The sequence below is a fragment of the Cupriavidus sp. YAF13 genome (genome assembly GCF_052113425.1).
Taxonomy (GTDB): domain Bacteria; phylum Pseudomonadota; class Gammaproteobacteria; order Burkholderiales; family Burkholderiaceae; genus Cupriavidus.
In genome coordinates this window covers 218237-231711 of the sequence record NZ_JBFRDD010000001.1, presented here as the reverse complement: position 1 = coordinate 231711, position 13475 = coordinate 218237, and the positions used below count along the sequence as shown (strand labels likewise).

The 13475-nt window shown below is 64.0% G+C and carries 13 protein-coding genes and 1 pseudogene; 3 read left to right on the top strand and 11 right to left on the bottom strand.

The annotated features are described in order from the left end of the window. Positions 1–140 precede the first annotated feature (140 nt). Both AB4061_RS01405 and AB4061_RS01400 read right to left on the bottom strand, forming a co-directional pair. The gene (locus tag AB4061_RS01405) at positions 141–905 is read right to left on the bottom strand and encodes a fimbrial biogenesis chaperone (RefSeq protein WP_441630227.1); all 765 of its coding nucleotides are present in this window, start codon (positions 903–905) and stop codon (positions 141–143) included. A gap of 30 nt (positions 906–935) precedes the next feature. Continuing rightward, on the bottom strand, positions 936–1505 hold the full coding sequence (locus AB4061_RS01400; protein ID WP_441630226.1) for a fimbrial protein: 570 nt from the start codon (positions 1503–1505) through the stop codon (positions 936–938). Positions 1506–1851: 346 nt separating this feature from the next. Here AB4061_RS01400 and AB4061_RS01395 point away from each other — a divergent pair. Further along, positions 1852–2007: pseudogene (locus tag AB4061_RS01395) on the top strand (hypothetical protein); the annotation flags it as partial. Positions 2008–2216: 209 nt separating this feature from the next. Here AB4061_RS01395 and aceB read toward each other — a convergent pair. Continuing rightward, entirely contained in the window at positions 2217–3803 is a 1587-nt protein-coding gene (gene aceB / locus AB4061_RS01390) for a malate synthase A (RefSeq protein ID WP_441630224.1), read from the bottom strand. A 43-nt stretch (positions 3804–3846) separates the two neighbouring features. Beyond that, complete coding sequence (locus tag AB4061_RS01385; protein WP_441630222.1) at positions 3847–4548, bottom strand: haloacid dehalogenase type II; 702 nt, start codon at positions 4546–4548, stop codon at positions 3847–3849. 262 nt (positions 4549–4810) lie between these two features. Here AB4061_RS01385 and AB4061_RS01380 point away from each other — a divergent pair, with 262 nt between their 5' ends. Continuing rightward, complete coding sequence (locus AB4061_RS01380; RefSeq protein WP_441630220.1) at positions 4811–5764, top strand: LysR substrate-binding domain-containing protein; 954 nt, start codon at positions 4811–4813, stop codon at positions 5762–5764. A 123-nt stretch (positions 5765–5887) separates the two neighbouring features. Further along, the gene (locus AB4061_RS01375) at positions 5888–6322 is read left to right on the top strand and encodes a universal stress protein (protein ID WP_006161942.1); all 435 of its coding nucleotides are present in this window, start codon (positions 5888–5890) and stop codon (positions 6320–6322) included. A gap of 107 nt (positions 6323–6429) precedes the next feature. On the opposite strand, the gene AB4061_RS01370 is transcribed toward AB4061_RS01375, so the two are convergent. From AB4061_RS01370 to AB4061_RS01340, 7 genes are all read right to left on the bottom strand, one after another. Beyond that, positions 6430–7179: a M48 family metalloprotease gene (locus AB4061_RS01370; protein WP_441630217.1), complete on the bottom strand. Its 750-nt coding sequence runs from the start codon at positions 7177–7179 to the stop codon at positions 6430–6432. A gap of 345 nt (positions 7180–7524) precedes the next feature. After that, entirely contained in the window at positions 7525–8817 is a 1293-nt protein-coding gene (aceA, locus tag AB4061_RS01365) for an isocitrate lyase (protein ID WP_441630215.1), read from the bottom strand. 352 nt (positions 8818–9169) lie between these two features. Beyond that, positions 9170–10117 carry an alpha/beta fold hydrolase gene (locus AB4061_RS01360; RefSeq protein WP_441630213.1) on the bottom strand — a complete coding sequence of 316 codons (948 nt, stop codon included), beginning with the start codon at positions 10115–10117 and terminating at the stop codon, positions 9170–9172. A 97-nt stretch (positions 10118–10214) separates the two neighbouring features. Further along, positions 10215–10616, bottom strand: a complete 402-nt coding sequence (locus AB4061_RS01355; RefSeq protein ID WP_441630211.1) for a gamma-glutamylcyclotransferase family protein — start codon at positions 10614–10616, stop codon at positions 10215–10217. A 2-nt stretch (positions 10617–10618) separates the two neighbouring features. Then, on the bottom strand, positions 10619–11116 hold the full coding sequence (rraA, locus tag AB4061_RS01350; RefSeq protein WP_441630209.1) for a ribonuclease E activity regulator RraA: 498 nt from the start codon (positions 11114–11116) through the stop codon (positions 10619–10621). 70 nt (positions 11117–11186) lie between these two features. Further along, positions 11187–12452: an MFS transporter gene (locus AB4061_RS01345; protein ID WP_441630207.1), complete on the bottom strand. Its 1266-nt coding sequence runs from the start codon at positions 12450–12452 to the stop codon at positions 11187–11189. Positions 12453–12570: 118 nt separating this feature from the next. Continuing rightward, positions 12571–13398: a LytR/AlgR family response regulator transcription factor gene (locus tag AB4061_RS01340; RefSeq protein ID WP_441630205.1), complete on the bottom strand. Its 828-nt coding sequence runs from the start codon at positions 13396–13398 to the stop codon at positions 12571–12573. Positions 13399–13475: the final 77 nt, after the last annotated feature.

Sequence of the window (13475 nt, the reverse complement as noted above, 5' to 3'; positions counted from 1 at the left end):
AATCGGGATGGGAATGATTGGAGGCCGTTTCCAAAAGATGCTGGCGTCGTTGCGCGGCCTTGGCCGTGCCACTTGTACTGTCTGCGGCCGCGCGCCTAGCCAGAACCGCTTCGCTTCATGTTGAAACGGCCTCTTAGTGGCTAATTTGCCAATGCCTTTTCTTCCGTGTACCGGCCGCCGTAGTCATTGATGACTTCGTATCGGACCAGGGCACCGGGATGATTGCCGGGCTTTGCTTCGGGCAGTACAAAGGTCTCCTTGCCGAGCGGGGCCACCATGCCACCACCCGCGGAGACAAACTTGCCGTCCAGCCTGGCGTCGACCCGGCCGAAGGAAACGTAGTAAGGCGTAGGGTTGCTGACCTCCACGGCAAGCTGCTTCGCCATCTTTCCACCCGGCCCCTTGCCATCGACGGTGGCCAGCTTCCAGGCAAGCTTGCCAGGAGCGGCATCGACGTCCGTCAGTTGCACGGGCCGGAAGAAGACCTTGATACGGCTGCGGAAGGCGAACAGGAGCGCGTTCTCGGCGCCCTCCTTCGTTGAGGGCACCTCCAGTACATTGAGCCAGAATACCGTCTCGCGATCGGCCGGCAGTGGTTCCTGCGTATAGGCGATGCGCAGCACCGCGCCCTTGCTCGGCTCCACCCGGCCGACCGCCGGCGAAACCATGAAGGGAACCCGGACTTTCTCGGGCGGAACGTCCGCCTGGCCGTCGTCCAGCCAGTTCTGCACGAGAACGGGCTCGCTGCCGATGTTGTTCAGCCTGACGGTAACCTCGCGGGCATCGGACGGGAAGACCAGTCGCGTACCCTGTATGACAATGGAAGCCTGCGCCAAGCTGGCGCAGGCGGCGAGCGCCACGACACCGGCGGCAAGAAGTGAAGAGATGCGAGCGACCGACGTCATGGCATTCCTGGCAATTTAACCTGGCTCGATTTAGTAGTAGGCCATCGTGTAGCGGATGAACGAGTTGCCCGCGCCCGCCGTGACGGAGGCGGCGGTCTGGACATAGGCCGCGCTGTAGGTCAGCGTTGCGGTGTTGTCAGTGATGGTGGCCACCTGCGGGCTCGCCTGTGCCTGGTTCAGCGCGATCTTGCCGGTGGCTTTGTTGCCGTTGTCGCTAACCTCGATCTGCACGCCTTTCGCCGCAGCGGTGCCCTGCAGGATCAGGTTGCCGGTGACGGGATCGATGTTGGCGGAGCCCGTATCAAAGGAGATGGAAGCCTTCGTTTTATTCTTGCAGGCCGTGCCGCCGCCCAGTACCAGGCTGAACGGTACCGCGGCGGATTTCACGCCAACGCCCGTGAAGATGACGGGGTCCACACGGCCCAGATCGACGGTGGTGCGATTGTTGGGCCCGGCCGGCTGGCCGTTGATGGTGCAGGTGACGTCCGTGATGGAGCCGGTAAAGTCGAGCTGGCCGTCGAACGCATGCGACAGCGAGGGAGCCATGGCGGCCATGACCACACAGCCGGCTGTGAGAGAGCCGAGAATAGTACGTTTCATAGGGTTTCCTTCTTCCGTTGGTAGTTGGGGCAATGAATCAATCGATTAGACGATTAGATGCACCCCGATTTAAATGCGGGTCCACATGGAACCGATGCACCGGCTTCCGAATCGAACCGCACCCCGCTTGACGCATTAAACGCAAAGTGGAGTCACAGAAAGATTCGCAATGACGCTGAGGCCACTTGACGGTGACCAAATCATAGATCTCATGAAATAAAATAAACCCAAGAAAATTCTTGTTTTACGGAAAAGAATTAAATCAATACCTGGATACTTCCAGCCCTATCGTCACGCGAAAGTCGAAGCCCCGTCTCAACGACACGCAGCCGGCAACTAACGGAATGTGGGCACAGCGGGCTGTAAACATGCGCGGACGCGCCTTCACTCTCGTATTTTTTGGCGCGGATGGCCAAGCCGTCGGGGCGCGCGGGTGGACGAAGAATTCGAGGGGCTGGATCTGAGCGATCCGAGGCGGGATCGGCGTGCAAAGGCGCTGCGCAAACGGCTTGGGGCCAGGCCGACGGCGAGCGCTCCGGGCGCGTGCGATGGATGCTCGGAGAGCATCCATCGCCGCCTATCGATTTCCCGGCGACGAGGAGATCGAGTGAGTGCGCCCTGCCGGGCGCACCATAAAAAAAACCGCAGCACCAGGCTGCGGTTTTTTTTCGCCGAGGCAAAAGCCCCGGCCAGGCAAGTGCTACCGCCCGATCAGATCTCTTCGTACAGCGGCAGCGTCAGGAACTCGGCAAAGTCCTCCGACGTGGACATCTGCTCGAAGATCTCGCCGGCGCGGTCATACGTCGTGGTGTCGCCACCGACGAAAGCCTTGACCTTGGCCAGTTCCTCCGGGATCAGCGTGCGCACCATCTCGGCGGTCACCTTGCGGCCGTCTTCCAGCTTGCCCTTGGGCGAGCGGATCCACTGCCACACCTGCGAGCGCGAGATCTCGGCAGTGGCGGCGTCTTCCATCAGGTTGTGGATGGGCACGCAGCCGTTGCCAGCCAGCCAGGAGCCGAGGTAGTGGATGCCGACGTTGATGTTCATGCGCAGGCCGGCTTCGGTGATCGGGGTTTCCGGCTGGAAGTCCAGCAGGTCCTTGGCCGCCACGTTGACGTCGTCGCGCTGCTTGTCGAACTGGTTGGGCTTGTCGCCCAGCACTGCCACGAATTCCTTCATGGCCGGCTCGACCAGGCCCGGGTGAGCCACCCAGCCGCCGTCGTAGCCGTCGGTGGCGTCGCGCTTCTTGTCGTTGATGATGCCTTGCATGGCGATGGCGTTCTTCTCCGGATCGTTCTTGATCGGGATCAGTGCGCTCATGCCGCCGATGGCGGGCGCGCCGCGCTTGTGGCAGGTCTTGAGCAGCAGCAGCGCGTACGAGCGCATGAACGGCGCGGTCATGGTGACCTTGGCGCGGTCGGCCAGGCAGAAGTTCTTGTCGACCTTGAACTTCTTGATGCACGAGAAGATGTAGTCCCAGCGGCCAGCGTTCAGGCCGGCGCTGTGCTCGCGCAGCTCGTACAAGATTTCTTCCATCTCGAAGGCGGCCAGGATCGTTTCGATCAGCACGGTTGCCTTGACGGTGCCTTGCGGCAGGCCGATTTCGTTCTGGGCCATGACGAAGACGTCGTTCCACAGACGCGCTTCGAGGTGGCTTTCCATCTTTGGCAGGTAGAAGAAGGGGCCGGCGCCGCGTGCGATCTGTTCCTTGGCGTTATGGAACAGGAACAGCGCGAAGTCGAAAATGCCGCCGGAGACGCGCTGGCCGTCGATGGTGACGTGCTTCTCGTCCAGGTGCCAGCCACGCGGGCGCACTTGCAGCGTGGCGATCTTGTCGTTCAGCTTGTAGTGCTTGCCGTTGGAATCCAGCGTGAGGGTGCGGCGCACGGCGGCCTTGAGGTTGACCTGGCCCTGCAACTGGTTATGCCAGTTGGGGGTGTTGGAGTCCTCGAAGTCGGTCATGTAGCTGTCCGCGCCGGAGTTGAACGCGTTGATGACCATCTTGGCTTCGACCGGGCCGGTGATTTCCACGCGGCGGCAATGCAGTGCCGGCGGCACCGGCGCGACCTTCCAGTCGCCTTCGCGCACGCTCTTGGTTTCCCGCAGGAAGTCGGGCAGTTCGCCGGCGTCCAGGCGCTTGGTGCGCTCGACGCGGGCGGCCAGCAGTTCCTGGCGGCGCGGCTCGAAGGCGCGATGCAGTTTGTCCACCAGGGCCAGGGCCGCCGGCGTGAGGATGTCTTCGTAAGCCGGCAGGATTTCGCCGGTAATCTTCATGCCCGCAGGCAGCGTGATGGCCATCAGTGTTCTCCTGTGATCGATGGTTGATTAAAGGTGCCCGCCGTCAAACCGCCGCACCTTGGGCGCGGACGAATTCGAGCAGGTCATTCATGTCGTGCCCGGTGCCGGAAGGACTCACATCGAGCCGCTCCGCCGGATGACCGGCACGATTGATCCAGAACGTGGTGTAGCCGTACCAGGTGGCGCCGCAAGCGTCCCAGCCATTGGACGAGACGAAGAGGATCTCCCCTGCCGGCACGCCAAACGCCTTGGGGCCCAGCGCGTACGCCTCGGGCGCGGTCTTGTACATGCGCACCGCGTCGACCGACAGCACGTGGTCGAACAGCCCGTGCATGCCAGCACTCTTGACCGAAATATCCAGCATCTGCGGATTGCCGTTGGAAAGAATGCCCAGCGGCAGCCCGGCTGCCCGCAGGCGCTTGAGCGCGCCGAGGTTTTCCGGGAAGGCCGACAAGCACGCGTACTCCTTGAGCAGTTGCGCCTCCAGGGCCGGGTCCAGCACCAGTTGCAGGCGCTCGGCCGCATAGCGCAGCGCATCCACTGTCAGCGCCCAGAACGGCTTGTAGTATGCGCCGTCGGGCGCGGCCATCGAGCGGATGCGGGTGTAGTCGATCTGACGCTCGCGCCACAGCAGCGCCAGCGCCTCGCCCTTACCCGGAAACAATTGCTCCGCGCGCGCGGTGACGGAATACACGTCGAACAGCGTGCCATAGGCATCGAAGACGACTGCGCGGATCTTTTGCATGAGCTGGAGCGGTTCCCTTGGACAAATCCGGCGAATCCGGCAAACCCGGCAGGCCAGCGCCACTGCGTGGGCCTGTACACCAATGAATGCATAGCATTGTAGGGAGACGTTGCAGTGCGGCAAAGTCGGTCAGGGTCACTTGATCTTTTACTTTTACCCCACTAATCTTCGCTAACGATGTAAAGATAAGGCACCAAATCCACCCCATTGCCTCGCCCGCCCCCTGCTTTGGGCGGCATGAGGCACAAAACTGGCGAGCTTCGTGGATCATTTCAAACAACTGGAGACGTTCGTCTCGGTAGCCGCACGGGGCAGCCTTTCGGCGGCCGCGGCGGCTGAAGGCGTGGCGCCGGCCATCATCGGCCGGCGCATCGATGCGCTGGAAGAGCGCCTGGGCGTCAAGCTGCTGCTGCGCACCACGCGCAAGATCAGCCTGACCTTCGAAGGCTCGGCCTTCCTGGAAGACTGCCAGCGCATCCTCAACGACCTGCACAACGCCGAGGCCAGCGTCTCGGCGGGCGGCGTCAAGGCCAGCGGCCACCTGCGCGTGACCGCGCCGGCGGGCTACGGGCGCAAGCACGTGGCACCGCTGGTGCCGCTGTTCATCGAATCGCACCCGGATGTGACCATCACGCTGGACCTGTCGGACCGCGTGGTGGATCTCGTCAACGAAGGCTTCGACTGCGCCATCCGCCTGGGCGACCTGCCCGACTCCAGCCTGGTGTCGATCCGCCTGGCGGAGAACCGGCGCGTGGTGGTGGCGTCCCCCGATTACCTGGCGCGCCATGGCGTGCCCGCCCTGCCCGAGGATCTCACCCGTCACAACTGCCTGGCCTTCGGCGCCAGCGCCAACGTGCAGCGCGGCTGGGCCTTCCAGCAGGAAGGCCGCGCGGTCACGGTCAAGGTGGGCGGCACCATGGAATGCACCGATGGCGCGGTGCTGCACGCGTGGTGCCTGCACGGCCACGGGCTGGCATGGCGCTCCTGGTGGGAAGTCGGGCAGGAAATCGCCAGCGGCCGGCTGGTCACGGTGCTCGACGAGTTCCAGGCGCCGCCGATCGGCATCCACGCTGTCTTTCCGCAGCGCAAGCACCTGCCGCTGCGGGTGCGGCTGTTCATCGACCACCTGAAGAACACCTATGGGAACCCGGCTTACTGGCGCCGCGCGGAACAGGCATCCGCCACCGGCAAGCCGCAACTGGCGGTCAATTCCTAGTTCGATTTGATTTAGGGCAATGCCCCATGCGCCACCCCTGCCTACAATGAAAGCTGACAGGCGCCGTGCGGCCTGCCTCCGTCCAAAGGTAAATCCGGTCCATTCGCCCCAAAGGAGTCCAGCATGTTCAAGCACATCCTGCTACCCACCGACGGTTCGGAACTGTCCAAGAAGGCCATCGACGGCGCGCTGGAGCTGGCCAAGACAATCAATGCGCGGGTCACCGCCTATGTCTGCCTGGAGGAGTATCCCTACACGCCGTTCAGCGAGATCGTGGTGGAGGCGCCACAGGCCTTCAGGGACCGCATCGAAAGCCAGGCCAAGCTATACCTGAAGGAAGTGGAAACCGCCGCCCGGGCCGACGGCATCAGCTTTGACGCCGACATGTCCACCTTTGCGGTGCCCTACCTGGGCATCATCGACGCAGCCGAGCGCCATGGCTGCGACGTGATCTTCATGGCCTCGCACGGCAGGCGTGGCTTGTCGGGCTTGCTGCTGGGCAGCGAAACCCAGAAGGTGCTGACGCACACCGATATCCCGGTGATCGTGTATCGCTGAGCGCGCCCTGGCGCCAAACCCCAAACGACAAAAAGGCTGGCCGCCCGGAACGGGGCAGCCAGCCTTTCTTGCTTGACCGGCCGCCTTTGCGGCAAGGCCGGCCTGGATCAGCTGCTCTTCTTGATGCGGTCTTCGATGTGCTTGGCGCGATCGTCCGAGCCCGGGTGCGACGAGAACATGCTGGACTTGCCGCCATCCAGCTTGGCCAGCTTCTGGAACGCCGTGACCAGGCCACGGGTATTGGCCTTGTTCTTGGTCAGCACATCGAACGAGTAATCGTCGGCGGCGCTTTCCTGCGTTTGCGAGAATTGCGCGTTGATCAGTTGCTCGCCCATTTCGCCCAGCTGCGAGGCCGACAGCGCGGCCACGGTGCCACCGGCGGCGGCCAGCGCGCCGCGCGCCGCCATGGCGGTGTACGCCACTTGCATCTTGTTCTTGGTGTGGCCCAGCGCCACGTGGCCCAGCTCATGCCCCACCACGCCGCGCACTTCGTCGTCGGTCATCATGTCCATCAGGCCGCTGTACACGCGCACGCAGCCGTTGGCCATGGCCCAGGCGTTGACGTCCTTGGTCAGGTAGACCTTGGCGTTGACGTTGGGCAGGCCGCTCGACTGCAGGCCCGCCATGATCTTGGTCAGGCGTTTGTTGTAGGTGCTGCTAGGGGCAGCGATCTTGTTGGCCTTGTCGAGCTCGGCGCAAGACTGGTCGGACATGGTCTTGACATCGCCGTCGCTCAGCGAGGCCGCCTTGAGCAGCGAGGTGCCGGCGCCCATCATGCCGTCGACATTGGTGCCCGCGCAGCCGGCCAAGGCAGCGCAGAGCGCGACGATAGCGGCCAGGGAAAGTTTGTGCTTCATGTTTGTTGCCTTCTTGGGATCGACACCGACCGGGTTGCTCGCCAGTGACTTGAATGGAGATGTGCCGGCGGCTGGCCGGCGACCTGCGGTGTGGCTCTGCTTACACACGGGCAGCATCATATCGCCAAAAAACATCTCAATTTAGCCACAAATGACCGAATTGCCAAAATACACAATTTTTAACATTTTTTCACAGGGCGGCCCCAAAAAGCAAAAAACCGCGCCGTCCCTGAGAGGGAGACGGCGCGGCGCCTAATTGAAGGGCGTGATGGTCGCACGCCCCTCAAGATGACCGGCTATTGGGCCAGTCAGCCATTCCGCTTTTCGATCTCGCGATCTGAAGCTTCAGGCCACTTTCTTATCGAAGAATTGTTCGTCTTCGGTCGAACCCTTGAGGGCGGTCGTGGACGACTGGCCGCCTTCGATGGTCTGGGTCACGGCGTCGAAGTAGCCGGTGCCGACTTCGCGCTGGTGCTTGACGGCGGTAAATCCCTTCTCGGCGGCCTTGAACTCGTTTTCCTGCAGTTCGACGAATGCGCTCATCTGGTTGCGGGCATAGCCGTAGGCCAGGTTGAACATCGAGTAGTTCAGCGAGTGGAAGCCGGCCAGCGTGATGAACTGGAACTTGTAGCCCATGGCGCCCAGTTCCCTCTGGAACTTGGCGATGGTGGCGTCGTCGAGGTTCTTCTTCCAGTTGAASSWSGGCGAGCAGTTGTAGGCCAGCATCTTGCCCGGGAACTTGGCGTGCACGGCTTCGGCAAACTTCTTGGCGAATTCCAGGTCAGGCTTGCCGGTTTCGCACCACACCAGGTCGGCCACTTCGGCGTAGGCCAGGGCACGGGAGATCGATTGCTCGATGCCCGGCTTGACGCGGTAGAAGCCTTCCACCGTGCGCTCGCCGGTGCAGAACGGGCGATCGCGCTCATCCACGTCGGAGGTCAGCAGATCGGCGGCTTCAGCATCGGTACGAGCGATCACCAGGGTCGGCACGCCGGACACGTCGGCGGCCAGGCGCGCGGCGGTCAGCTTGGCAACGGCTTCACGCGTCGGCACCAGCACCTTGCCACCCATGTGGCCGCATTTCTTGACCGAAGCCAACTGGTCTTCGAAGTGAACGCCGGCAGCGCCTGCGTCAATCATCGACTTCATCAGTTCGAAGGCATTGAGCACGCCGCCGAAACCGGCTTCGGCGTCAGCCACGATCGGTGCGAAGAAATCGGTATCGCCCTTGCCTTCGCTCCACTGGATCTGGTCGGCGCGCTGGAAGGTGTTGTTGATGCGGCGCACCACTTGCGGCACCGAGTTGGCCGGGTACAGCGACTGGTCGGGGTACATTTCGCCGGCCAGGTTGGCGTCGCCTGCGACTTGCCAGCCCGACAGGTAGATGGCCTTGAGGCCAGCCTTGACCTGTTGCATGGCCTGGTTGCCGGTCAGCGCGCCCAGCGTGTTGACGAACGGCTCGGTGTTCAGCAGGTGCCACAGCTTCTCGGCGCCGCGGCGGGCCAAGGTGTGCTCAATCTGCACGGAGCCGCGCAGGCGCACGACGTCATCGGCGGTGTAGTGACGCGCGACGCCCTTCCAGCGGGGATTGGTATCCCACTCATTTTGCAGGTTCTTTGCTTCGGTTTCGCGGGACATTTCACTCTCCTAGAGTTCAAAGCGGGGATGGCATTGGAAACTTGCGACAGGCTGGGCGGACCGTGGTGCCGACTTGCCGACCGGGGCACTTTCGGGGGTGTTTTGGCGGCGCTGATCTGCTGGCCTCGCCACCCCTGTTTTTTGCCGTTTAGGTCATGTGTCTTATATAAGAGTGTAGGAAAACACCTCGCGTCGCAACAGCTGGGAATGCAGTCCTCGCTTAGTTTTTTTCTCTTTTATAATCAATGCTTTACAATATATTTTTCACCATGTGGCAAGCAATCTTCCATCATGAGAAATGCCCGTTGTGCTGCGCATCACCATTTTTTGCCGCACAAAACAGCTTTCCGCATTATGAAATTTCGGGATTTGACGCCATCCGCACCTGGCGTAATGCCAGCGGCTCCGGACCGCCATCGATATGTCCGGCCAGGTCGCGCACCATCGCCGCCATGCTGGCGGGGTCCGCCAGCGGCAGCCAGTGCCGCGCGCTGACCTCCCGGCGCCACCAGCGCTCCACCCAGCGCGACAGATCCTCGGACAGCGCCGGCCTGACATAGCGATCCAGCAGTGGCACGATCACCTGCACCGGCGCGTGCGCATGACGCTCGCCCGGTGAAAGCAGGCGCGGCAGCATATTGGCGCGATACAGCGCCAGCCCGTGACGGCCGTCCTCCGCCTGGGTGGGATTGGGATCCGCCTCGATGCCCTCGGTCCGCCTCAGGTAAAGCGGCCAGGCGCGGCCCATCCAGAGCCGCCAGCTTAGCTCGGGCAGCCACGGCAGATGGAAGATATAGATGTACCAGGACGAGGCCATCTGCCGCAGCGAGCGCGAGAGCGCCGTGAACGACAGACGCCGGTTTCCTCGCATCCAGTGGCCGACATGGTCCAGGCAAGGCCCGGAGCACGACGTGAACGAAGCGATGCGGCCGCGCAGGCGTGGCTCGGTGACAAACTCCCAGCATTGGATCGAGCCCCAGTCATGGCCGACCAGGTGGACGGGCGCATCGGGAGAAACGGCGTCGATCACCGCGCTGAAGTCGTCCGCCAGGCGCGCCAGACGATAGGCCGCCACGCCCTTGGGCGCCGAAGAGCCGCCGGCGCCGCGCACATCGTAGGCCACTACGTAATAGTCATTGGCCAGCAGAGGCGCCACGCCATGCCAGACCGCGCTGTTGTCCGGATAGCCGTGCACCAGCACCATGGCCGGGCGCGCGGGATCGCCCCAGGTCTTGACGGCAAGCCGCACGCCGCCGGACTGGACGAATCGCTGGTTGGGAAGGGAATGGGGAGTGTGCATGCTTGACCATGACATCGGACGATGGAATGGTTGCCGATGCTACGCCAAGACTGGCCGCGCGGCGAGCGCGCGGCGTAGCGTTTCAAACGCAAGCCGGCTAACGGGCGCGCCGGTAGGCCACCCAGTCGCCGGATGCAATGCGCGGCAGGCCCGCGACCGCCTCCTCGCCCACCGGGTAAAGCAGGCAGCTGACGGCTTGATCGCCAACCGCCACCACGCGCTCCTCGCGCACGAACAACGAGGCCTGGCCCGGATAGACCTCCTCGATCTCGTCGAGCACCGGCACCAGTGCGGCATCGACCTCGTACAAGTCGCCGGCCACGCCGGGCGCGGCGGCGTCCAGCACCAGCCCGGGATACGTGCCGAAGTCATAGAGCCGCCCCGCCACGGTCGCGCTACCGATCAGGCGCGGCGCGGCAATGCCGTGCCTGCGCGCGGCCGCGTTGAGGTCGTTGACTTCGCCCGCGCGCAGCGTGCCATAGACAAAGACCACCGGCATGCTCAGCCCTCCAGCCTGGTGTCCGCCACCAGCACGCCATCGGCGTCAACATAGATCCAGTTGCCGGGCCGCACCACGGCGCCGGGCATTTGCACCGTGACCTCGCGCTCGCCCACATTGCGCCTTTGGCTCTTTTGCGGATGCAGGGCCAGGGCGCGCACGCCGATATCGCACACCGCAAGCTCCCCGCTGTCACGCACGCAGCCATTGACGAGGATGCCGGCCCAGCCGTTCTTCTCGGCCAGCACGCCAAGGTTGCCGCCCACCAGCGCGCAGCGCAGCGAGCCGCCGCCATCGACCACCAGCACGCGGCCGTTGCCCGGCGATTCGACCGCCTCGCGCACCAGCGAGTTGTCCTCGAACACCTTGAGCGTGGCCGCTGGGCCAGAGAAAGCGGCGCGCTTGCCGAAATGCTGGAATACCGGCGACAGCACGCGCAGCGAGCCGTCGGCCAGGCGAGCCTCATTGGCGTCGCACAGGTCAGTGGTAGCAAAGCTCATGAAGGGCTCCCGAATCAGAAAGGTGGAAAGCGGTAAGTGGATGAGTTGCTGGTGCCTGCGTCAGCCTTTGTCAGCCGGCGGCCGCCCGCTTGCCCGCCACCTCGCGGCGGGAGCGGTTGCCATTGCCAACCGTAACGGCGGTGAAGATCGCCAGCATCTGGAAGGCGCCGATCATGAAGAACACCCAGCTCGGCCAGTGCGCATCCATCAGCATGCCGAAGAACAGCGGCCCGCTGGCCAGGCCGATATCCAGGCCCGAATAGACCACGCCATAAACCCGGCCCGTGGCGCCGGCAGGCGCTGCCGCACGCACCAGCAGATCGCGCGAAGGCCCGGCCGTGCCCGCGCCGAAGCCGATCACGCCCATCAGCACCGGCACCATCACGGCCGGCAGCACGCCCAGCCCCACCACGATCGCGACCAAGCCCGACAACGTGAAGCTCATTGCGATCAGGCGGTCGTGGTTGCTGGTGCGTCCCGCGGCAAAGCCACCCACGATCATGCCGCCCGCGCTGCACAACATATAGACGGTGTACGACGCCGTGGCGAGGGTCAGCGGCATGCCGTAGAGCTGGGTCAGCGCGGTCGGCGCGAAGCTCTGGATGCCGGAGAACGAAAAGGTGGTGACGAGGAAGAAGGCCCAGCAGATCCACACTTGCGGCAGCTTCAGGAACGCGAGCATGCTGCCGCCTGCCTTGGCCGCCGCGGTGGCCGCCCTGGGCGCCGCACCAGCGGCGGCGCGGGGATCCAGCACATGCCGGAAGGCCAGCAGCACGGCCAGCACGCCAAAGGCCACCGCCGAGGCGCTGGCAAGCGCGGTGCGCCAGCTGCCGAGCTCGGCAATGGTCACCAGGAAGATCGGCGCCGCGGCCCAGCCGAGGTTGCCCGAGATGCCATGCACCGAGAACGCATGCCCCAGCCGCGGCTGGGAAACATGCTTGTTGAGCAAGGTGAAATCGGCGGGATGGAACACGCCGTTGCCGATCCCGGCCACGCCCGCGCCAAGCAGCAGCATCGCGTAGCTCGGGCTGATCGACAGCAGCAAGGCCGCCGCGCCCAGCAGCCCGAGGCCGCCGAACAGCACCGGCGTCGCGCCAAAGCGGTCCACCACGAAGCCCGACGCGGTCTGCACCACGGCCGACACGGCAAAGAACACCGTCATCAGCAAGCCCAGCTCGGCATAGCTCAGGCCGAACTCGGCCTTGATCCACGGGAACAGGGGCGCCAGCAGGAGGTGAAAGAAGTGGGAAACGCCGTGGGCCAGGCCGACCAGGCCGATGACCTGGGCGTCGTGGCGCAGCGGATTGCGAACGGGATCGAGGGTGGCGGCAGTCATCGGGCGGCTATCTGGCTGGGCTTGGCATGGCGCGTTGGCCATGCTGCCAGGCTCAAGAGGCGCGCTGCAAATACCGCATCATAGAGTAAAACCACCCGTGGCAGGGGTGCCCTGCGCGTTACATCTGTTTAAACAGATAGGCGTACTGACGCGCCACCGGCAAGGTTTCAGAGCGATTGCGCAGCTTGAGCGCGAGCCGCCCCAGCGACTGGTTCACGGCACTGGCCACGCAGTCGATATTGACCACCGTGCCGCGATGGATCTGCCAGAAGCGCTCGGGGTCGAGCTGCTGCGACAGCTCGCGCAGGCTGGTGCGGATCAACGCCTCGCCGCTGGCGGACACCACGTTGACGTACTTGTCCGTCGCCTCCAGGTAGATCACCTCATCCACCGGAATGATGCGGATCTCCTGGCCGACCAGCGCCTTGATAAAGCGCAGGTAGCCATGTTGCGACGCGCCCGCTGGCGCTTGCTGCCCGGGCCCGCCTGACTCCAGGGTCTCCAGGCGCGCCAGCAATTGCGCCAGGCGATCGGTATCGAGGGCGGCGCCGCCCTCCTCGCTGGCCTGCGCCTGGGCCGCCAGCCTCGCCTTGAGGCGGTGCACCGTGGCCTCCAGCCGCTCGGGCTGCACCGGCTTGAGCACGTAATCGACCGCCTCGCGCTCGAAGGCTTCCAACGCGAACTGGTCGTATGCCGTGACGAACACCACTAGCGGCGGCGAATCGAACTCCATCAGCTCGCGCGCCACGTCCATGCCGCTCATGCCTGGCATGCGGATATCGAGAAACGCGACCTGGGGCTGGTGCTGGCGGGCCGCCTCCAGCGCGGACACGCCGTCATGGACCACGCAGACGATCTGCGCCTCGGGCCAGAGGCTGGACAATTCGGCATGCAAGGCACGCGCGAGCAGCGGCTCGTCGTCGGCGATCAACAGGGTCGGGGCCATGGAAACGGAAGTAAGGGGCGGATCGGTCGAGGCAAGCCTAATCAGTCTAATCAGTCCAAGCAGTCGAAACGGCTAAG